The following is a 20,148-nucleotide window of genomic DNA, read 5'->3' as shown; positions in this document are numbered from 1 at the left end:
GCGAGTTACAACGGCTGCTTGTCAGCGGCACGTACCGTCACTTCGACGACCGTGCCGGCGACGAAATCCGGCAACACGCGCAGGATGTCATCACGGCTGACGCGCGCCAGTCTGGTTTGCAGCCCGGCCGAACTCTCCAGTTGCCCGTGCCACAACCAGTGCCGCGCAAGGTTGTCGGCCAGTTCCTGATTGCTTTGATGCGCGCTTAGGGCGCGGCCTGTCCGGTGTTGCAATGCGTCCGCTACTTCTTGCGCGTTCGGCGGTTCGCTGATCAGCCGCTCCAGTTCAGCTGCCAGCAGTTTGCGGAAATCGGCCTGTTTGTCCGGACTGACCCCGGCCGACAACGTAATCCAGCCATGCGTTCCGTCTGAGCGATAACGGCTGTCGATGTAGTAGACGAGGCCGCGCCGCGAAATGGCCTGCTTGCCGAGGCGGCCTTCGTAGTCGTGACTGAGGATGTACAGGGCCGCAAGCCAGGCATCCAGCGTCGGGTCCTGCGGACCGGGTGCGGCGACTATGTAGCCGGTCCGGGCCTGCGCCAGAGGCAGGTCGATGTGTTCCCGCAGGGCCGCGGGTGCCCCGGTCAGAAACCCGGCGGACTCCTGGCGTTCCGCGGGTGTGGTCGAGGCGCTCCCGGGTTCGGTTCGCTGGTCCTGCTGGCTATTGAACAGTGGGTTGCCGGCGTCTGTTGCGCCTGCCGCGTTTGCGTTTGCGTTTGCTGAGACGGCCCTGGTCGCTGGATTGCCATTCGTACCTTGCGTGGTCTTTTTGTTCGCGGCGAATTCATTGTTGAGCTGATCGAGCAGGGTGCTGGTATCGACCTGACCGGCAACGACCAGCAGTTCAGGTACGGCTTGCGAATCCGCAAGACCGGGCTGAGGGCTGCCGGCGATACGGGCGAATATCTGTTCCGTACGCTGGTAGGGGTCGTCGGCCGGTGGTGCTGCAGCAGCTTGTGGCCGCGCTTCGTGCAGGGCGGTCGCGGCCTGTTCGATCAGTGCATGCAGTTGCCGGTTTGGTGTCGTCAGGCTGAACGCGCTGCGACCGTTGATCGGGGTATCACTGCGCAGGGTTGCAGCGTCGTTCGCATACTGACCGCGCACGATGGCGAGCAGGTGCACGGTGGCTGACAGTCCGGATTCCTGGGCGATCACCGGCGTGCCATTGTCGAGGTGCACGACGCGCGGTGCGGGAGCCGGCTGGCTGTCACTTGCGACTCTGTCCACGCTTACTTTCTGCGCCGGCGCTGCCGAGTGGGGCGATTGCGGGCTCGTGCCGTCCACACTCCAGGCCACGGTCCGTTGTTGCGCCGACAAATATCGCTTCGCGACCCGCTGCACGTCACTGACCTCGAGCGCTGCTATGCGGGCGCGCAACGAGAGCAGCGTATCCAGTGCGTCAATGCCAGAAAAGTACGCCAACTGGTGAGCCGCATCCTCGGTGGTCTGCACATCCAGCAGCAGCTCATCCAGCAGACGTTGCTTGGCAGCGGCGAAGCGCTCCGCCCCAACCGGCTGCTCCGCGGCCGTGACAAGTGCGGCATCGATGGCATTTTCCAGTTCAGCTTCATTCCCGTCATTCGCAATGCTGCCACTGATCGTGAACACGTACGGCTGTGCCGTCGGTATAAACCACGTGTTGATGTCGTCACTGATGCCGTGCAACAGCGACCCCGGTCGCGCAGGCGTACCCCAGTCGTTCTGCAGGAAATTGACGCCCGAGCTGGCACCCAGTAATTCCTGCAACAGCAGGAATGCAGCGTAGTCTGCACTAACGGCGGACGGCGCGTGCCAGACCAACTGGAAGTGTTTGCGCGTGCCCGGACGTAGCAGGCGCACGCGTCGCTCGCCCTGCTGTACGGGTTCGATGGTCACCGGCAACGGCGTTGCCGCACGACCTTGCAACATGGCAAAGCGTTCCTTGACCGACTTGAGTACGGTATCGGTATCGACAGCGCCGACTATCGCCAGGATGGCGTTGCCGGGGTGATAGTGCCGTGCGTAGAACGCGGCGACATCCTCGCTGGTAATGGCACGCACGTCGCTGGCCCAGCCGATCGTATTGTTGCGGTACGGGTGCGCCGTCAATGCGGCGAAAATACTCGCATCGTGCAAGACGGCAGTGATGTCGTTCTCATAGCCGTTCATCTCGGCCAGCACGGCGCCGCGTTCGGCCGGAATATCGGCTGCCGAAATATCGAGACGGGCCATGCGATCGGCTTCGATGTCGAGCAACAAATCGAGTGCTGCAAGCGGTGCGGTGGCAAAGTAAGTGGTCTGGTCGATCCAGGTGTAGCCGTGCCATTCACCGCCGGCGGCATAAATGGAGCTGACCAGCCCGGTGTCCGGGAAATGTTCGCTGCCGCGAAACGCCATGTGTTCCAGGAAGTGCGCGAGCCCGGTGCGGCCGGGAATCTCGTCACGCGCGCCTGCGCGGTACAGCATCTGGACACTGACCAGTGGAAAGCTTTGTTCCTCAAGGATCAGGACGGTCAAGCCGTTGTCGAGTGTGTGCTGACTGGCACCTGCGAGGTTCAGCTCCGCGCTTGCGGTGTGCCCAAGCAACAGGGCCAGCAAGAATAATGGCAGTCGCGATGTCATGGTTCAGCCTATGCTGGGTGGTGCGCTGGTGTCGCCCACGATCTCGACAAAGTTGTCAGGAAAGAAACCATTGAAGTGGGTGCGGTTACTCAGGCTGTAAGCCCCCATCGTGCCGAATTCGATCCAGTCCCCGGCCGCGAGATCACAGGGCAGTGGCAACGGCGCGGGCAAACGATCCATCGAATCGCAGGTCGGGCCGAACACCTCGTAGTTTTGGTCCGCGCCGGTCACTGGTGTTGTGCCACGGAACGCGCGCGACGGATAACGCAACTCGCCTTTGGAAAGCATCGGTTCAACCATGCTGCCCCAGACACCGTCATTGATGAACAGGCGGTTACCGGCGCGATGCAAAACCTGGGTCAGGAGTGACATGCCGTTCGCGATCAAGGCGCGTCCCGGTTCCGCGTGCAGTTCCACGTTGCGGAGCAACGGTAACGATTGCCGGGTCTCGTCAATGGCCTTGAAAAAAGACTCCCAGGGTTCGCTTTGCATGCCGGGGTAGTCGCTCGGAAAACCACCACCAACATCCACTTGTCGAACGGCTACGCCGGCTTCCTCTAGTACCTTTTGACAGTGCTTCAATGCATCGACGTAAGCCCCCGGTCGCCGGACCAGTGAGCCGGTATTGAACGCGAGTGCCGGTTCAAAGCCCAGGCTGGCAACCTCGCGCAGCAGCGCAACGGTGTCGGCGTGACTCGCGCCGAATTTTTCGGAAAGGTTGTAGGTGGCGTCCGGGTTATCGGTCGCCATGCGCACGAACACGGTGACGTCCTGTTGCGGAAGCTCGGCGGCAACCCGCCGCAATTCATCATGATGATCGACCACATAGTCGCGAACGTGGTGCGCAGTGTAGGCGCGTTCGACAGCACCGCGCAGACGCACCGGCGCCATGAAGTAACAGCGAACGGTGGGGTCTATGGCGTGCACGAGTTCCATTTCTTCAATGGATGCCGCGTCGACATCACGAACCCCGGCGGTCAGTACATGCTCCACGATGCGTGGGTCCGGGTTCGCTTTCACCGCATACATCACCCGACCGGGAAAGCCACTGACAAACTGCCGGACATCGTTGTGCAACAGCCGTGGATAAATGCAGTAAACCGGTTCACCCGGGTTGAGATCAGTAATCACGTCGCTGATCGCGGCGTATTGTCGGGTGTCGTACGGCATTGTGAGTTCCCAAAGTTGCAGTCGCGCTGTGCCGAGAATAATTTAACTTCGCATGAAGTCGATAGATTGTGCAGCGCTATAGCGACCACAGTACCGGGAATGGACCGGTGCCGGCAATTCGTAGTGACCGCGCGCAATACCCGGCATACACTGGACCAACGCCAAACAGTATCCGGAGTTTCACCATGCGAAATACCGCCGTAATGTCCCTGTTGATGTGCTGCCTGTTGCAGGGTATGCCGGTTCACGCCGATGAAGTGCTTGCGCAACAAATCTTCAAGGAGCTGATAGACAGCAACACCGCACCCAGTGGCGGCAATGACATGAGCGAAGTGATTGGTCTGATCACTAAACGACTTCGCGACGCGGGCTTTGCGGATGAAGACCTGACCGTTGTTGCTCCCAATGGCGGTGCTGCCAATCTGGTAATTCGCTACCGGAGTTCGCAGCCGACTCAGAAGCCAATCTTGATGATGGCGCACCTGGATGTGGTTGAAGCCTTGCGCGAAGACTGGTCTGTTGATCCGTACACAATGATCGAGAAAGACGGTTACTTCTACGGTCGCGGAACGGTCGACAACAAAGCGGGCGCGGCAATTATTGTGGCCAACTTTATCCGCATGAAGCGCGAAGGCTTCCAGCCGAACCGTGACCTGATTGCGATGTTGACCGGTGACGAAGAAACCACCGGCGCTGGCGCAGACTGGCTGGCAACCAAAGGCCGCAACCTGATTGATGCGGAGTTTGCGCTGAATACGGATGCCGGGTTCGTCAACATCAGTGGCGGTGAGCGTACTGCGTTCATTGTCCAGACCAGCGAAAAGGTCTACGTCAGCTTTCGCCTGCAGGCGCTGGACCCGGGCGGTCACAGCTCACTGCCACGGCAGGACAACCCGATTTACAGAATGGCGCGGGCACTTGCAGCCCAGCAACAGCACGAGTTTCCGGTTGACCTGAATGATACGACACGGGCGTTTTTTGCCGCGCGGTCAGCGGAGACTGAAGGTGACGAACAGCTGTTGCTGGACGCACTGGTCAACAATGACCTGAGCGAAGCGCAACTGGCCGAGTTGCCGGCGCACAGCTATTTCAACGCGCAAGCGCGTACGACCTGTGTGGCCACAGGGATCGAAGGCGGCCATGCGGAGAACGCACTGCCGCAGACGGCAACCGCCGTGATCAACTGCCGGGTACTGCCGCAGATGAGCGTCGAGCTCGTCAAGCAGACATTGACGGATATCGTCGCACCCTACGACGTAACGCTGACCCAGATCGATGTGGCCAGACCGTCGCCATTGTCACCGTTGACCGATTCCATCATGCAACCCATTGCCAGTGTCGCCAGCGAGATGTGGCCGGGTATCAAGGTTGAGCCGGAAATGAGTACCGGGGCGACCGACGGCTTGTTTATCCGCAGCGCGGGCATTCCGGTGTACGGCGTTTCGGCAATTGCCGAAGAACCCGACGAGCAACGGGCGCACGGTCAGGACGAGCGCATCTCGGTTGCCTCGTTCAACGACGCACTGCAGTACTGGTACCGATTGCTGCGGGTCCTGGCTGGCGGTTAGATCCGCGCATGCAATACAAGCTGCAAAGACAGGCATATCGCCCGGATTAGGCGCTACTCGCGATAGCTGTCAGGCGCTACGCTGCAACGCAGGAACCGGACTCGCGTTGTAGCGACAGGGAGCGTCGAAATGTGTATCGCCGCGCATCGCATGGGAGTTGACGACGAACGGTCGTCGCATGGTTGAGCCGCTCTATCGGCAGGAGGCCGTGGATGCGCGTTTCGACAGTTTGCACGGTCGTTGCGTGGAACTGCCACCGCCCTCTCAGGGCCTGCTGACAGCAGGGGTAGGTTTGTTGCTGCTCGCTGTCGTGGCTTTGCTGATCTTTGGGAACTATACGGCGCGTGACAGCGTGCGCGGCTACGTTACTACAACAACGGGCAATGTGCCGGTGTTTGCCCAGCGCAATGGCGTCGTCGCGGAGGTATTCGTTCAGGACGGCACAAGCGTTGCCGCCGGGGCGCCTCTGCTGCGTGTCTCTGTCGCAAGAATGACATCCGACCGTAACACCGATGAGGCTTTGCTTGCGTCTTTGCTGCAGGAAAAGTCGGTTTCAGCGGAGCAGGCCGGGAGAGCGAAACGGTTGCATGCTTCGGCAATGGCCCGGTTGCGTGAGCAGCTCGAAAACGGTGAACAGGAAGCCGGCCTCCTGCAACAACAATTGCGGGTTGCCGATCAACGTCTCGACATTCTTGAGCACGAGTTGGCGGCTCACGTGGCAGTCGCGGCGAAAGGCCATAGCGCGGCGCTGGAGGTGGAACGCCGGCGTTTGCAATTGCTGGACGGCAGCCTGGCGCGCACCGAACTGCAGCAGCGCCTTGCTGTCCTGCAGTCCAGCAACCAACGACTTGCGCGGCAACTCGCGGATCTGCCGCTTATCTTCCAGCAAGCGATGTCGGAACGCCGTATTGCGGGTGAGCAACTCGACCGGCACATAGCAAACGCAATGGCCGACAAGGAGTTTGTGGTACCAGCACCGCTGGCCGGTACCGTCAGTGGCATGCTGGTTCGTCGCGGGGAAGCGGTCGACGCACAGCACGCGCTGTTGTCGATACTGCCGGAGCAAGCCCGCTACTACGTGGAATTGCTGGTGCCGGACCGGCACATCGCCTTTCTGACCAAAGGCGATGCCGTGCGCATGCGCATTGACGCGCTGCCGTTTCAAAAATTCGGGGTCGTGGAGGGCGTGGTTTCGGCCGTGTCCGGTTCGCTGGCCATGCCAGCGGATTTACGGGTGCCGTTGCTTGTACGAGAACCCGTCTACCTCGTCAAAGTACAGTTTGTGGCGGCACGCGGCACATTACAGCGAACCACTTCATTGCTTGAGCCGGGTATGGCCGTTAGCGCCGAAGTGCTGGGTGAAACACGTACCTTGATTGGGTGGCTGCTTGCGCCTCTGGAGGCGGCAGCTCGCCGCATTGGCTGATGTCCGCCGGCACACCGGACCTTCGTTTCTGGAGGCGACGACGTGTTCCCCTGGTGCTGCAAAGCGAAGCAGCAGAATGCGGCCTGTCCTGCCTGGCGATGATCGCGTCCTACTATGGCAAGCGAATGGAGCTGTCGACATTGCGGCAGCAATACGCTGCGTCACTACAGGGAACCAACCTGACGCGTTTGCTGCAACTGGCCGAAACATTGTCGTTGGCATCACGGCCCGTGCGTGCCGATCCCGGCGAACTGAAGCACCTGCATCTGCCGTGTCTGCTGCACTGGAATCTCGATCATTTTGTGGTGCTGGAGAAGCTGGGCAGACACAGTGCTGTAGTCATCGACCCGGCGCTTGGTCGACGCCGGGTCAGGCACCGCGAACTGAGCCGCGCGTTCTCGGGAGTGGCCGTCGAGTTTACCCCGGCACCGTCGTTTGAGACCGGCAAGGCAACGTCACGACTGCGCTTTCGCCAGCTGGTGGCCGATGCGCGTGGTTTGCTGGCGGCACTCGCCATGGTGTTCGTGTTGTCACTGACCCTGCAGGTTCTGGCATTGCTGTTGCCGTTCTACAGCCAGCTGGTTATTGACGACGTCGTGCTGAGCGGTGATCGCGGCTTGCTGACATTGCTGGCTGTTGCCTGCGGGTTGCTGATCCTGATGCAAACGGCCATCTCCATGCTGCGGTCCTGGGTGGTCGTCACGCTCAGCACGCGCTTCAACCTGCAGCTTGCCGGCCGGGTATTCAGTCACCTTATCCGTTTGCCTCTGTCCTTTTTCGAGAAGCGCCACCTTGGCGATGTGCAGTCGCGTTTTTCGGCGGCCGCTGCGCTGCAGCAGCTCATCACGCGGCAGTTTGTCGAGGCAGCGGTCGATGGGCTGATGGCGGTCACCACCTTATGCGTCATGTTTGCGTACGACTACCGGCTGGCCGGCGTGGTGTTGGCATCGGTCACTGCTTATTTTGTTGCGCGAGCATTCATGGTGCCGTCGTTGCATGGCGCCTCGCAGGAGGCGCAGGTGCTGGCGGCAAGCCGCGACAGCCATTTTCTGGAAAGCGTGCGCGGTCTGCTGGCGATCAAGACTTCGTGTCAGGAATGGCAACGTGATCTTGGCTACCAGAACCGCCTTGCTGAAGCCTGGAACCCGGTCATACGCGGCAATCGCTTGCAGATCTGGCAACTCGGCATCAATCAACTGTTGTTTGGTCTGCAGTTCGTCGTCGTTGTCTGGCTCGCTGCGCTGGCTATCCTGGATGGCCGTTTCACCACTGGCATGCTGGTGGCGTTCCTGGCCTACCGGGCGCTGTTTACGGAACGGGCTGCCGCCCTCATCGACCGGTTGCTGGAGTTTCGCTTGGCTCGCGTACTGCTCGACCGCCTGGCGGATATCGTGCAAACAGACCGGGAACCGGCCTATTCATTTGCAGCGGGTAACGTGCAACGGATGGATACGCGCTTGTCGCTACGTGCATCCAATCTGCGCTTTCGATACGCCGAGGGTGACGCCGATATTCTCAAGGCGATCTCATTCGACATTCGCGCAGGCGAGCACGTTGTTCTGACCGGCCCATCCGGTTGTGGCAAGACGACGCTGATCAAAATTCTCATGGGATTGCTGGAGCCTGCGTCGGGCAGTGTCGATATCAATGGTCATCACCTGTGCCGTTACGGTGTGCTTCGTTACCGTCGGCAAATTGCGGCGGTCATGCAGGAGGACCGTCTGTTCTGCGGCAGCATTCTGGACAACATCAGTTTCTTTGATGTGAATGTCGATGTCTCACGCGCAAAAGCCTGTGCTCGCTTCGCGGACTTGGCGGCGTACATTGAGCGGTTGCCGATGCAGTATTTTTCCGTGGTCGGGGACATGGGAACTGCATTGTCTGGCGGGCAGCGGCAGCGACTCTTGCTCGCCCGGGCACTGTACCGACGGCCGCGGATCCTGTTTCTCGATGAATTCACGAGCCACCTCGATGCTGCCAGCGAGGCGCGTATCAATGCGCGGCTACGGCGGTTGGCGATCACCCGCGTCGTGGTCGCGCACCGGGTCGAAACCATACGCCATGCTGACCGGCAAATACGCCTGAGTGGGGGCGGTATAAGTTATTGAAAGTAATAATAAAAAAGTCGTCAGCAAGGGCTTGCGGCAAATCGGCGTGAGGCGCATGATGCCGCGAATCAACAACTCGCTCCGGTCTTCCGGCAAGGCTGCGCCATGACTGCCAAAAACCATTGTCTGGGTCTGCACGTTCGCGTGGGGCAGTACCTGCCGCTCGTGCCACTGTCATTGTGCTGGGTTCTGTTGCCACTGTTCGTCGCCAGTTGCGCGGCGATTGACGAGGCCTCCGTTGCGCGCACGGACCGCTTGCCCGCGGCACCTTTCTACAAGACCTACCGGCGGGGCATTGGCGATGCCGAGCCGGCAGTCGTGCTGCCGTTACGCGTTGAACCAGCCATGGCTCGCAGATTCGAACCGCTGCAACAGGCGATCAATGCCTATCTTTCGCACCAGCCGTGTTGTTATCTGATGGATGAGGCCATAGCCGGGGACAAGGCACCCTGGGTATACGTTGGCAGCTCGGAGGGCGAGACCGCACCGTTTGAAGCCCAGGACTTCCGCGAAGACTACGAAAAGTACCCGCCTATGATCGTGCATTTCGCGCGGCCGGGCCCGGAATGGAAGATGGCGATGCAGGCCGCGGCATCGCGTGCTGGTGCAACCCGGGTCGTGGTTACGCAGCTCGATTTTGTCCAGTACCCGAAGTCAGACAAAGGCTACTTCGGCAAGAAGGTCGTGCTCGGTACTCACCATGAAGAACGGGTGCGCGTCCTGAGCGCGATTGACAAGCCGATCGAGGTGCTGCAATTAAGCGGCGTTGTTTTTGATGCGGGCGGTGTCGAATTGTGCGCTGGCGCAGAAGGCATCATCGGCAGTGACTCACCGTTTTGGGTGCAGGTGCTGGAAGCCGGCAAGGACATTGACGATGAACAGCTGGACCGCGTACTGCATTCCGAGCGCCGCGAAGATATGCCCGGTGCGCCGCTGAACTGGCAAGTTGCGGCCGACCAGCTGCTGTGGAACTTGTTGCACCGCTGCAGCTAGCCAGGACAGGCTTGCGCCGTTCTCCGTTCTCCGTTCGCCGTTCGCGCGAGTTACTGCGCCAGCATTTCTTCCAGCGTCGTTTCTTTGAAGCCGGCAGGGATGGCCAGGCGCGCACTGTCGATGGCCTCGTGAGCGATCGTGGTCAGCGCTGTGCGGTAGTCCTGGGCCAGATTGTGGGTGCGAATAGGGATGCCGCCCATTCGGGACAGGTCAGCGCTCGCTCCTGCTTGCGGGCTCATTGCCGCAATCTCGGCGATGCCGCGCATGGCGGCATTCAGAGTCGTGTAATCGGCCTGGCTGATGCCGAGTTCTTCTGCCGTTGCAATGCACACAAGTTCAGTATTGCTGCTGCCGTCGATGGTTACTTCAGCCTCGTGGCAGTCGTAGCCTGCAACCCGGTCTGTTCGGCCCGTGCGCCGCACGTTGATCGCCGCTGTAGTGTCGGGTTCCTGTGCCAGCATGCCCTGCATTTGTTCTTCAACCATCGCGCGTTGTTCGGCCGGTACACTGGCCAGTATATCTTCCATTTCCTTTTGCATCTGCGCTGTCATGGCTTCGATAAGCCCGGTTTCCACCCGCATCCAGGTACGGTCTTGCCTGCTGATTATGATGAGCTCGTCGTTGCGACTGTTGAACAGCACGGCACTCTGGGCGTCACCAAACAGCACCATGTTGTCGCGCACCAGACCAATCGAGCCGTCGTCAAATGTCATTTCGACATCGGCGAACGCAGCTGCCTGCGGGATGAGCAGCACCAGCAATATCTGTAAGCGCATGAGGTATGTGCTCCTGTTCACGAAGTTTGGGACAGAATCAGGTAAGTCTGGCCTGATCGTTTGCAGCTCATGTCCATTAGCCGCTATCAGTAGTTTTTTTGCGGCGATTGGCGACGCTGGTCTGAACCGCCGTAAACAGTTCGTCCCGCAGGCCGAGCAGTTTGAAGGCTTCGACAACCGTGAAAAACGGTGCAGCAAGCTGCGCCTGTATCGGGTGTTTCAACAACACGGGTTGTGACTTTTCTATTGCGTGGCCGATGAACTGAGCGAGATAGCCACCGAAAAAACAAACGGCGGCAACCGTCACGGAAGTGGCCGTTGGCAAGGCGCTGACTTGCAGCGCCAGCGCGGCAAGTAATCCGGCAACGATCAGAAAGACGAGGGCGAACAAAGTGTCCAGCGTCAGGTAAAAGAGGAAAAACCCCAGCACCAGCAACCATGCCAGGTTAAGCGAGTATTGACCGAACTCGATGCTGACCCAGCCGAGCGCAATCAGCGCGCCAAACATAATGGCGGGAATGCCCACCATGTGCACAGCGATGTTCACCGGGTGCTGATGTGCTGCCGCGTAGCCGGTCAGCATTTCCAGGAGTCTGGATTGTCGCTTCATCGCCTGTGTTCCTCGCTGTGACGGGTTGTCCGAGAGTCCATGAAGTCAGGGCACGGAACAGGAGCCCGGTACCCTCAACTCTCCCGCAAATAACCCCATGAGTGCAGTTTGTCGTGGTCCTCAAACCAGCGATCACCGATGTCCTTGCGGTAGTACATGTTTGGAATCAGGATGTTCTTTACCCGCTGATAGGCCTGTGCCTGTGCCTGCTTCACGGAAATGCCTTGCCCGGTCACGATTAGCACGACACCCGTGTGCCCCGTGATCAGCCATTCGCCGTTCACGAGTTTCACGTCTTCAATGTGTATGCCTTCGTAGTTGGGCTTGCGGAAAATGACCACACGATCCTTGGAGTTCGCCTCGAAGGTTTTCGGGTCGTTGTAAGGGAACGGTGGCACGACAACGCGCAAGCCAATCTGGAAGCCGCGTTTCGTCTTGAACTGCGTCAGGGTTCCCGTGGCCATGCCATGCAGGAAGTCGCCAACCGGCAACGACAAACCGTCCGCCTGAATACTGATGGTTGGATAGCCAAAGCGTGCGGTGAACTCAAGCGGGTAAATGCCCTGACCATTGACGATGCAATTGACGTCGATGTAGCCGACATAGCCTTCCTGTGCGAGGCGAGCCTCCAGTTTGGCCAGTGTCGCTCTGAAGATGCGATTGGGCCCGCTCCAGTACATGCAAGTGCCCATTTCGCCGGTCGCGGGTCCAATGTCGCCGGGGAACAGCAACTTGTGTTCGAAGTTTACGTTGATCGGCTGCATGAAGGTCTTGCCATTGAAAAACGCGCCAACGGCAACTTCAACGCCACGCACCCGCTTTTGCAGCTGGAACTGTTTCACCGTGTCGGAGTAGACAGCTTTGTACGACTGCAGTACGTGAATGATGTCTTTGCCGTCGTCTTCCTGCCCGACGAACAACAGGCGCTTGATGTTTTGCGCCTCGCCACTTGGCTTGATGACATACGGTCCGGGGTTTTTCTCGACATGTGCGATCGCCGTATCGAAATCCGTAAAGTCCTGAAACGGAATAATGGATACGCCATGCTTCTTGAGTTCTTCCTGGCCAAAGGAACGATCGTCCTCAAGCCGGTCGGTATACGCCGTACCGCCGACGACCGCGTGCCCTGCGGCGCGCAAGCGCTCAGCCTGGTCGCCTTGTCCGAGCACGTCGTCGAAAACGATGACGTCGGCCCAGTCGACATGGGATTCCCAGTCGTCGACTTTGGGTACGAACCCGTCGCCAATGCTGCGTTCGGTTTCATTGCCGATGTAGTAGCGAACATCATTGCCTTCGCGTGCGACCGCCCAGGCGATATCACTGATCAGGGCATCGATGGAGACAAACAGGAATTTGCGCGGTGCAGTCGTCATAGGGGACCTCGTGTCCACGGATCTGGATAGTGATTATTATCAACCATATATGGCTATCTGGGTTGGCGATGCAGTGGCTTCGGCCGCTGGCCGGAGCGGGACTGTCAGGCTGATTGTGGCACCGAGTCAATCAAAATCCGAGTCAGTGCGTAAATCAGCCCCGTCGATTGTCGAAAACGTGCGCCAAGCCACTAAATCCGCCTTTCGAAGTCCGTAATATTGCCTGACTGACCAACGCAGCGCAGTTCCAGCATGACCAAGAAGCACATCAATCGCCAAACGTTCCCACATCCGCTGCTCGCCGGCATATTCGGGCAGGGCTGATGGCGGAGTCGTTCATCGAGAGTATACGCAGCCGGCTCAGTAACCGTCCGGATGCGGAACACGTCCAATCGATGATCCGCCTTGTCATCGTCAGTCTGGCTACAGGTTACTTTTTCTCCGATTACTTCGCACTGGCGACGAACAACGCTGAATACGTCACTCCGGCCCGTTGGGCGACGGCTGGCGCGATGTTCATTAGCGTCTCGCTTGCTCTTGCCTTACTGATCAACCCCGGCACGTCCGTTATCCGCCGGATCATTGGCATGCTGCACGATATTGCTGCCATATCAGTAGCCATGTACCTCGCTGAAGGCGCTGCGGCTGGCGTGGCGGCGATCTACCTGTTGGTGACTCTCGGCAACGGCTTTCGCTACGGCAACGCTTATTTGTACGGCTGTGCCGTCCTTTCGTTTCTCAGCTTCGGCGCGGTGTTCTGGTTCAGCGACTACTGGCAGGCTCAGGGCACGCTTAGTGCCAATATTCTGATTCTGCTGGCCCTGATTCCCCCATACGTTGGCGCGTTGCTTAACTCTTTGCATAAGGCGAAGGAACAGCTCAAGTACCAGGCCAGTATTGATGTACTGACGGGTTTGTTGAATCGCGCAGAAACGGAAATGACCGTTGAGCGCATCCTTGACCAGAAGCACGATGGACACGTCTTGCTGTTTTGCGACCTCGACCTGTTCAAACAGGTCAACGACGACGCAGGCCACGCGGCCGGCGACAAGTTGCTGGCCGACATCGCGCGGATTATCGGTGAATGTACCGGTAGCAAAGGCATTGTAGGTCGCCTTGGCGGCGACGAATTTTGTATTTTCCTCAACGACTGCACGATGGAACGTGCGCGGCAGGTTGCGGAGAATGTTCGCAACAGTGTCTCCGGCTATCGCCTGGCCTGGGGGCGAAGCTATTACTCAGTGGGCATCAGTGTGGGCGTGGCACCGACCAGTGCGGTCCAGGACATGGGGTCATTGTTCAGGCTGGCTGATGCGGCCTGCTACGCGGCCAAGAATGCGGGCCGTAACCAGGTGCACGTCGTTGATCCACGTACCGGAATTGCGGACACGCAGCGGATACGCAAAATGTTTGCGGAGAGTCCGCTGGGCGCTACCGGCAGGCAGGAAATTCGAGCCAGTCAAGCTCAGGATTAACTGTGCGCTTGCCGGCACTTTGCCCGTCGGACTGCAGTGAAACACCACGACAGCAATGCGGCAACTCGCCGTCCTGAGCCTGTCATTCCGCTACGCACGCACAAGCAGACCTTGTTGAACAAAAAAAAGCCCCGCACGCTGGCGGGGCTTCTTGTATGACGAGTGACGTGCTGTTCTAGCGACTCTTCAGCGAGTCACGAATTTCGGTCAGCAATTCCACTTCAGCGGACGGTTTCGCTGGCTCCGCCGGCTTTTCTTCTTCCTTCTTCTTCATCGAGTTCATGCCTTTGATCAGCATGAAGATCGCGAACGCGACGATCACGAAGTTGACGGTTGCGTTGATAAACATCCCGTAGTTAATCGTCGCCGCTCCGGCTTCCTGAGCCGCAGCGAGCGTCTCGTAGGGCTGATCAGACAGGTTGATAAACAACTGGCTGAAATCAACATTGCCCAATAACAGGCCGAGCGGTGGCATGATGACATCGTTAACCATGGAGGCGACGATCTTGCCAAAAGCGCCGCCGATGATAATGCCGACAGCCATGTCTACTACGTTGCCACGCATGGCAAATTTCTTGAATTCACTTAACATCTTTTTCCCCTTGGTTTTTGTTTTTACCGCTTACCAGCGATCACAGGCTGCGCCGTAGCGGCGAGTCGATTGTTGTGTCCGTCTGTCCCAACTGTGCCGAATTGTATAAGAGCGCGGTTCGGCAATGGCTACCATGCCACAATCTTTAACATTCGCGACCGGTCCGGCACGTGCGCTTAGTCAGTGGATCGTTCCGCCGCCTGTAAATGTTTGTTGAGTACATCAAGCAATTCAGGCATGCGCAACGGCTTGCGCAGCCGCTCGTTGAACAGGTCGGGGTCGAGTTTGCTTGCATCTGACGCTGTGAGCGCGACTACGGGTGCCGTAAAGCCTTCGCGGCGCAGCAGTTGCGCGGCTTCAATGCCGCTCATGCCCGGCGTGTTGATATCGAGCAGGACCAGGTCCGGTTGTTCACTGAGAGCAAGCTCGACGGCCGTCCGGCTGTCGCTGGCCAGCAGCAGTTCGTAGCCCGCACGAGTCAGGTAGTACTCGTGAATGGCGCGCATATCCGGGTCATCGTCACAAATCAGGATGACGGCGGGCCGGCGCGCTTGCAGGCGCGTATCCGGCGGTGCGAGTGCCGAGTGCTCCTCGTTGGGTCGTTCGGTGGCGGCGGCGGGAACGGTGAGCGTGACCGTGCAGCCCCGGCCAACGTCCGAATCCATCGCAAGACGACCGTCCATGATGTTTGCGAGTCGTGCCGATATCGACAGACCAAGGCCGCTGCCCTCGATGGTGCTGTCATCCTGGACGCCGCGTTCGAATGCCCGGAACAGCCGTTCCTGATCGGCCGCTGCGATACCGGGCCCATTGTCAGCAACGGTGGCGATCAACTGACCGTCTTGCCAGTCGATAACCAGACTGACCTGACCGTCGTCCGTGAACTTCACGGCATTGCCCAGCAGGTTCAGCAAGATCTGCCGCAAGCGGCCATCGTCCACCGTCACGCACTCCGGCACCCGGCTGGTCAGTTGCGCAGCAAACGACAACGCCTTTTCGCCGGCGAGCGGTGCAATGATCGCCGTAAGGTCGTCGATCAGCGATCGAATGACGAGAACTCGAACGTTCAACGTTGTCCGTCCGGCTTCAAGCCGGGCGTCATCGAGTACTGAATTAATCATGTCGAGCATGTGCCGCGATGCGCGGGAGATTGCACGACCGCAATCGAGCGCCGCGTCGGCGTGGCTGTCGGCTTCCAGAATACGGTCCGCGTAGCTGGCGATCGCTGCCAGTGGTGTACGGAATTCGTGTGACATCATCGCAATAAAGCGGCTTTTCGCAACATTGGCCCGCTCCGCCTCCTGGCGGCGGTGATCGAGTTCCGCGCGGGTTTCAATCAGTTCGGCAATCAGTTCGCGTTGCCGGCCGATGAGTTTCTGCTGGTGCGCATGCAGCAGGCGCACCTCGTTGACCGACTGCTGCCGTACCTGCGTTGCCGCATGCTCTGCGTCTTTCGACAACAGTACGACGAGATAGTTGTCACCGCGAGGCATGATGTGCACCTCGACCGGCCCGGTACGGGGAGTCGAGACGTGTGGCAGTATGGTTAACTCATCGGCGAGCTGACCGTGCAGGAACGGTGCTTGCGCCAGCATGTCCTGGCCGCGCTGCAAGTCGACAAAGCCAAACTCTCCACCATCACCCCACCAGTCAGTCAGTTTCAGCTGCGGGTCGACACAAATACAAAACGGTCTGTGACGTTGAACAAATGCGTCCTGCAGGTAGCCGGCGATGTCGTCGGCCAAGGTCATTTCGAATTGGTCAGCTCGCGCTCGGCGATACGGAACGCGAGTTTTTCAATAGCTGCTTCGACGTCCTGGCCGGTCTTGGCACTGGTGAGAAACAGGTCAGGAAAACTACCGGCGAGCTTCTCAAGTGAGCCGTCTTTTACTTCCCACGAATCGATCAAGTCTGCTTTATTCAGCATGAACACGAACGGCAAGTCACCGTAGCGCTGTTCAACCTGCTGTTGCAGTTGCAGGGCAGACTGCACGGTTCGGCTGCGCGTGCCATCAGCGACCAGCAGGCAACCGGCAGCACCACGCAAATAGGAAAACTCAAGTGCGCCGAAGCGCTCGGTTCCGGCGACATCCCAGATGACCAGTTTGACATCGCTGTTCAGCGTCGCAAGCCGGACTTCTTTGGTGTCGATCTTGACCCCAACAGTGGTCAGGTATTTCTCGGAAAACTGCTGGTTGACGAAGCGTTCGATACTGCTGGTCTTGCCGACGGCGAAATCACCGATGATGCAGATCTTGGCGGTCAGTGCGCTCATTGCGCAAACTCCGGCGAGGTCAGCGTAATGCTCACATCCACACGCCGTTTTTCCGGATCGAGGGCGCCGGGTGCCGGTTCGGCGATATCGCTGGCCCGCTGTACGCGTGCAGGGTCTATGCCGGCCGCCTGCAGCGCCGCGATCACCCGCTCTGTTCGTTCGGCCGCGAGCGCATTGTTGAACCCGATGGTGCCCAAACCGTCCGTGTGGCCGGTTACCGCAACATTGATCGCCGCGCCGGCACGCCTGGCAAGCGTGAGCAGTTCGCTCATCGCAGTTACGTAGCGAGCCAGCTCGTTTGCATCTTCAGGCAGCAACTCGGCATTGGTTTCGAAATGGAAGCGCCGGTTGTTGAGGGCCTCGACTTGTGCAGACAATTCGAGCCACTCTGTGGCCTGCACGTCGGCAAACTGAACATCCCAGCCCGTATCAATTATGCCGGCCTTATTGCGGGCGGCCGAGATCCAGGTATTGCTCGCGGTGCCGCTGAACACGAGAGCGTTACCCTGCTGCGTCATGCGAATACCGGCCGGCGGTGCAAACAATTTCGTTGCGCGGCGCAGCCGCATGCTGGCGTCCAGCGACTGGTAAGGTCGCAGGTCGCCCTGCAACTGTCCGGGTTGGAGTCCTGCACGCGCGGCCACTTCGTCCAGGCTGTCGGCCAGCGGGTCAAGCAGTCCGCTAAGGACATAGCGATCACCATCGCGCCGGATATCGCCGACGTAGAGTCCCGGGGTGGCGTCGATAGCCGCGACCAATTGCTGTTGCCGTTGTGCCTGTTGCCAACCAGCCCAGAGCGCGTACGCGCCCGCAGCAATGAGCACCACCAGAATCAGTAACAGCGGCCAGGCGATCTTGCGCTTGCGATTTTTTGCAGGTCTTGCCGCTTCAAATTGCAGGCAACGTTGCAATTCCACTTCAACACCCCTGATCGTCGCTGTTTCGCCTTTGTAGTGCCTGATGGCCTCACCGTAGCGAAAATGCAGGCGCTCAAGTATCGCACTCAGGTCACTTCTGAGACTTTGCGGCGGCACACCCCGTATCACGCAGACCAGCAACGCGTGAGGGCCGTGTACGGCCCATAGCGTGAACTCGCCCATATCGGCCGTTTCGAGTCGGCCGGAACGGTCCGGTGAAAAGGACTCTTTTACGAAGTCCTGAATTGCCGTGAACATGGCGGATACTGCATCGCTGTCTTTGATGTGCGACGCATCGTGATGCACATGGCTCATGAGCAAGCCATTTTCCCGGCTGATCAGGTAGGCCTGTTCAACCCGGTACTGCAGAGACTGCTGAATGACATAGCTGGCGAACGGTACGCCGGCTCGCGCTGCACGGAATCGCCAGCTCAGCCCTTTCAGGGTGAGGCTGTACTCCAGGGTTTGATTGATCTGTTGTGCGAAGGCCTTGAGCGTATGCGCGATGGACTTGCGTATGGCCGGGCCCATGACGGGGTAGAGCGCATCGCCGAATTCCTGCGGCGACTCGCGAAAAGACTCGCGCAGGACCTGCTCCACGGGGTCTTTCAGGGTCTCGACCAGCTGGCCGTCCTTCTCGTGGCTGATACGAACGGCTTCAGGCAGGACGGCCGCAATATCAGCGGCCCGCGCTTCCGGGATCTGCACGCGGTCCTTGATGGATTCAAGTACCTGCCTTTCAGCACCGAACAGCAGGTTCTTCAGTTCGTCGAGGTCATTCACGGGCGAATCCCGCCAGCCGCAAGGCTCATGCCTTCGGCAGCTTGAAGTCCTTGTTGAGGCGCAGCGCGACCTCTGTCAGCAACGCAGCGAGATCCTCCCTGGCCACTTTGCTGTCGCTCAGTTCGCCCGTTTGGCGATCGAGGCTGGCTTGCAGTTGTTCCTGGGTTTGCCGCATCAATGCGGTCAATTCGTTGTTCTGCTCGTTGGCGGCTTCGCGTATGTCTTTGACTTCCTCAGTGAGTTTTTCCTCGACTTCAGCAAACCAGCTCTCGACCTGATTGGAGAATTCATTCAACTCGCCCGAGCCCTGTTTCGAGTCCGCGATGCGGTCTTTACGTTCAGTCTTGATCTGCTCTGACAGCTTTTCAATTTCTCGCTTTGCAAAGGTGTCGAGTCGTTCTATTCGCCGTTCAAGATCTTTTCCGACGTTCTCTATGTTCTGACTAAGGCGTTTCTCGAGCGTGGTAAAGCGCTGCTCGTAGTCACGCATTTGTCCACCGAACAAGATATCCCGAATCTTGTCGACATTGGCATTCGCTTCATCCGTTGCGTCTGCTTTGTTTCCCTGACTGGCTTTTTTGGGCATTGTCAGTGCGCCTCTTGCTGTTGTTCGTTGACATCGGTTCTCTCAAGCCGATAGCCATGCTGGTAAATAGCCGATAATTTCCAGCCGTTCGCTTCATTTAACTGCATTTTCTTGCGCAAACGACTGATGTGAGTGTCGACCGTTCTGGTTGTAATTCCTGAGTTTTCGATGCCCCAGATTGCTTCCAGTATATGTGCGCGTGACACCACGCGCCCGGCGTTTCGGAAAAAAAAGGTCGCAAGGTCGAATTCGCGACTGGTCAGAGTGATGCTCTCGCCATTCAGGGCCGCTTGTTTTTTCTGTGTATCGAGCAGATACGGCTCCGCGTGCAATGACTCTTCCGGCGGCCGGCCGCCGCCTGCGCGGCGCAGCAACGCATTGACTCTCGCCAGTAATTCGCGCTGGCGCATTGGCTTCACCAGGTAGTCGTCAGCGCCGGTTTCCAGTGCCTGCACGACATTGCGTTCTTCGTTCTTGACGGTCGCAATCAGAACCGGCGTGAAGATTTTGAGTTCACCGCGCAAGCGCGCGAGCACATCCAGGCCGGACATGTCCGGCAGCATCCAATCCAGTATGTACAAATCGTAGCTGTCGCGTCGGACGTTGCGCAGGAAGTCGCTGCCATTGCCGAAGGCGGCGACGGTGTGCTCGGAGTGTTCGAGCCACAGGGTCAGAATAGCGACCTGGTCCGGGTCGTCCTCAAGTAGTGCGATACGCAATTTTCCCTCTCCGCCGCGTTCTCAATTAACGGCCAGACCCGGTTGTTCTGATTTTTCTGAAGACAGGCGGGTCTTGGCAGCACCGATGTTACCGGCATCTGTCGGGGGATAGAACGCTATTGAGGGGGTGGTGGTGGCGGCATCCCGGGCAAAAAGAGGTCATTGGGTGGCCTGAGG

16 protein-coding genes are annotated in these 20,148 nt (G+C 58.9%); 5 read left to right on the top strand and 11 right to left on the bottom strand.

Going from position 1 to position 20,148, the window contains the following annotated elements; genetic code table 11:
* Positions 1 to 5: 5 nt before the first annotated feature.
* Both BA177_RS15970 and BA177_RS15965 read right to left on the bottom strand, forming a co-directional pair.
* Entirely contained in the window at positions 6 to 2,600 is a 2,595-nt protein-coding gene (locus BA177_RS15970) for a M16 family metallopeptidase (protein WP_068617840.1), read from the bottom strand.
* A 3-nt stretch (positions 2,601 to 2,603) separates the two neighbouring features.
* Positions 2,604 to 3,770 carry a type III PLP-dependent enzyme domain-containing protein gene (locus BA177_RS15965; protein ID WP_068617838.1) on the bottom strand — a complete coding sequence of 389 codons (1,167 nt, stop codon included), beginning with the start codon at positions 3,768 to 3,770 and terminating at the stop codon, positions 2,604 to 2,606.
* A gap of 185 nt (positions 3,771 to 3,955) precedes the next feature.
* On the opposite strand from BA177_RS15965, the gene BA177_RS15960 reads away from it, so the two are divergent.
* The 4 genes from BA177_RS15960 to BA177_RS15945 all read left to right on the top strand — a co-directional run bounded on the left by BA177_RS15960 (position 3,956) and on the right by BA177_RS15945 (position 9,865).
* The gene (locus BA177_RS15960) at positions 3,956 to 5,338 is read left to right on the top strand and encodes a M20/M25/M40 family metallo-hydrolase (RefSeq protein ID WP_082990187.1); all 1,383 of its coding nucleotides are present in this window, start codon (positions 3,956 to 3,958) and stop codon (positions 5,336 to 5,338) included.
* 178 nt (positions 5,339 to 5,516) lie between these two features.
* The gene (locus tag BA177_RS15955; RefSeq protein WP_068617836.1) at positions 5,517 to 6,764 is read left to right on the top strand and encodes an HlyD family secretion protein; all 1,248 of its coding nucleotides are present in this window, start codon (positions 5,517 to 5,519) and stop codon (positions 6,762 to 6,764) included.
* Entirely contained in the window at positions 6,764 to 8,872 is a 2,109-nt protein-coding gene (locus BA177_RS15950) for a peptidase domain-containing ABC transporter (protein ID WP_068617834.1), read from the top strand. Before BA177_RS15955 ends, BA177_RS15950 begins: the two co-directional genes overlap by 1 nt.
* A 105-nt stretch (positions 8,873 to 8,977) precedes the next feature.
* The gene (locus tag BA177_RS15945) at positions 8,978 to 9,865 is read left to right on the top strand and encodes a hypothetical protein (RefSeq protein ID WP_068617832.1); all 888 of its coding nucleotides are present in this window, start codon (positions 8,978 to 8,980) and stop codon (positions 9,863 to 9,865) included.
* Positions 9,866 to 9,915: 50 nt separating this feature from the next.
* Here BA177_RS15945 and BA177_RS15940 read toward each other — a convergent pair whose 3' ends face one another.
* The 3 genes from BA177_RS15940 to BA177_RS15930 form a co-directional block, all read right to left on the bottom strand.
* Complete coding sequence (locus tag BA177_RS15940) at positions 9,916 to 10,641, bottom strand: DUF4412 domain-containing protein (protein WP_068617830.1); 726 nt, start codon at positions 10,639 to 10,641, stop codon at positions 9,916 to 9,918.
* A 76-nt stretch (positions 10,642 to 10,717) separates the two neighbouring features.
* On the bottom strand, positions 10,718 to 11,251 hold the full coding sequence (locus BA177_RS15935; protein ID WP_082990186.1) for an Mpo1 family 2-hydroxy fatty acid dioxygenase: 534 nt from the start codon (positions 11,249 to 11,251) through the stop codon (positions 10,718 to 10,720).
* Positions 11,252 to 11,325: 74 nt separating this feature from the next.
* The gene (locus BA177_RS15930) at positions 11,326 to 12,624 is read right to left on the bottom strand and encodes a phosphoribosylglycinamide synthetase C domain-containing protein (RefSeq protein ID WP_068617826.1); all 1,299 of its coding nucleotides are present in this window, start codon (positions 12,622 to 12,624) and stop codon (positions 11,326 to 11,328) included.
* Positions 12,625 to 12,947: 323 nt separating this feature from the next.
* Here BA177_RS15930 and BA177_RS15925 point away from each other — a divergent pair, with 323 nt between their 5' ends.
* Entirely contained in the window at positions 12,948 to 14,099 is a 1,152-nt protein-coding gene (locus tag BA177_RS15925) for a GGDEF domain-containing protein (protein WP_068617824.1), read from the top strand.
* Positions 14,100 to 14,274: 175 nt separating this feature from the next.
* On the opposite strand, the gene mscL is transcribed toward BA177_RS15925, so the two are convergent.
* The 6 genes from mscL to BA177_RS15895 all read right to left on the bottom strand — a co-directional run bounded on the left by mscL (position 14,275) and on the right by BA177_RS15895 (position 19,971).
* Complete coding sequence (gene mscL / locus BA177_RS15920; RefSeq protein WP_068617822.1) at positions 14,275 to 14,691, bottom strand: large conductance mechanosensitive channel protein MscL; 417 nt, start codon at positions 14,689 to 14,691, stop codon at positions 14,275 to 14,277.
* A 176-nt stretch (positions 14,692 to 14,867) separates the two neighbouring features.
* Complete coding sequence (locus tag BA177_RS15915) at positions 14,868 to 16,442, bottom strand: ATP-binding response regulator (RefSeq protein WP_068617820.1); 1,575 nt, start codon at positions 16,440 to 16,442, stop codon at positions 14,868 to 14,870.
* Positions 16,439 to 16,966 carry a Rab family GTPase gene (locus BA177_RS15910; protein ID WP_068617818.1) on the bottom strand — a complete coding sequence of 176 codons (528 nt, stop codon included), beginning with the start codon at positions 16,964 to 16,966 and terminating at the stop codon, positions 16,439 to 16,441. Before BA177_RS15910 ends, BA177_RS15915 begins: the two co-directional genes overlap by 4 nt.
* On the bottom strand, positions 16,963 to 18,666 hold the full coding sequence (locus tag BA177_RS15905) for an OmpA family protein (RefSeq protein WP_068617816.1): 1,704 nt from the start codon (positions 18,664 to 18,666) through the stop codon (positions 16,963 to 16,965). The genes BA177_RS15910 and BA177_RS15905 overlap by 4 nt, the downstream gene beginning before the upstream one ends.
* A 25-nt stretch (positions 18,667 to 18,691) precedes the next feature.
* Entirely contained in the window at positions 18,692 to 19,252 is a 561-nt protein-coding gene (locus tag BA177_RS15900) for a hypothetical protein (RefSeq protein ID WP_068617814.1), read from the bottom strand.
* 2 nt (positions 19,253 to 19,254) lie between these two features.
* Positions 19,255 to 19,971 (bottom strand): response regulator transcription factor, encoded by a 717-nt coding sequence (locus BA177_RS15895; RefSeq protein WP_068617812.1) that lies wholly within the window; start codon positions 19,969 to 19,971, stop codon positions 19,255 to 19,257.
* Between the last annotated feature and the right edge of the window lie 177 nt (positions 19,972 to 20,148).

The sequence above is a fragment of the Woeseia oceani genome (assembly GCF_001677435.1).
Taxonomy (GTDB): domain Bacteria; phylum Pseudomonadota; class Gammaproteobacteria; order Steroidobacterales; family Woeseiaceae; genus Woeseia; species Woeseia oceani.
The sequence above is the reverse complement of the archived record's forward strand: the minus strand, read 5'-3'. Positions and strand labels throughout refer to the sequence as shown.

Excerpts from the sequence above, each read along its gene's own strand:
- BA177_RS15970 (WP_068617840.1), bottom strand. The coding sequence starts at position 2,600 with ATGACATCGCGACTGCCATTATTCTTGCTGGCCCTGTTGCTTGGGCAC.
- BA177_RS15965 (WP_068617838.1), bottom strand. The coding sequence starts at position 3,770 with ATGCCGTACGACACCCGACAATACGCCGCGATCAGCGACGTGATTACT.
- BA177_RS15960 (WP_082990187.1), top strand. The coding sequence starts at position 3,956 with ATGCGAAATACCGCCGTAATGTCCCTGTTGATGTGCTGCCTGTTGCAG.
- BA177_RS15955 (WP_068617836.1), top strand. The coding sequence starts at position 5,517 with ATGGTTGAGCCGCTCTATCGGCAGGAGGCCGTGGATGCGCGTTTCGAC.
- BA177_RS15950 (WP_068617834.1), top strand. The coding sequence starts at position 6,764 with ATGTCCGCCGGCACACCGGACCTTCGTTTCTGGAGGCGACGACGTGTT.
- BA177_RS15945 (WP_068617832.1), top strand. The coding sequence starts at position 8,978 with ATGACTGCCAAAAACCATTGTCTGGGTCTGCACGTTCGCGTGGGGCAG.
- BA177_RS15940 (WP_068617830.1), bottom strand. The coding sequence starts at position 10,641 with ATGCGCTTACAGATATTGCTGGTGCTGCTCATCCCGCAGGCAGCTGCG.
- BA177_RS15935 (WP_082990186.1), bottom strand. The coding sequence starts at position 11,251 with ATGAAGCGACAATCCAGACTCCTGGAAATGCTGACCGGCTACGCGGCA.
- BA177_RS15930 (WP_068617826.1), bottom strand. The coding sequence starts at position 12,624 with ATGACGACTGCACCGCGCAAATTCCTGTTTGTCTCCATCGATGCCCTG.
- BA177_RS15925 (WP_068617824.1), top strand. The coding sequence starts at position 12,948 with ATGGCGGAGTCGTTCATCGAGAGTATACGCAGCCGGCTCAGTAACCGT.
- mscL (WP_068617822.1), bottom strand. The coding sequence starts at position 14,691 with ATGTTAAGTGAATTCAAGAAATTTGCCATGCGTGGCAACGTAGTAGAC.
- BA177_RS15915 (WP_068617820.1), bottom strand. The coding sequence starts at position 16,442 with ATGACCTTGGCCGACGACATCGCCGGCTACCTGCAGGACGCATTTGTT.
- BA177_RS15910 (WP_068617818.1), bottom strand. The coding sequence starts at position 16,966 with ATGAGCGCACTGACCGCCAAGATCTGCATCATCGGTGATTTCGCCGTC.
- BA177_RS15900 (WP_068617814.1), bottom strand. The coding sequence starts at position 19,252 with ATGCCCAAAAAAGCCAGTCAGGGAAACAAAGCAGACGCAACGGATGAA.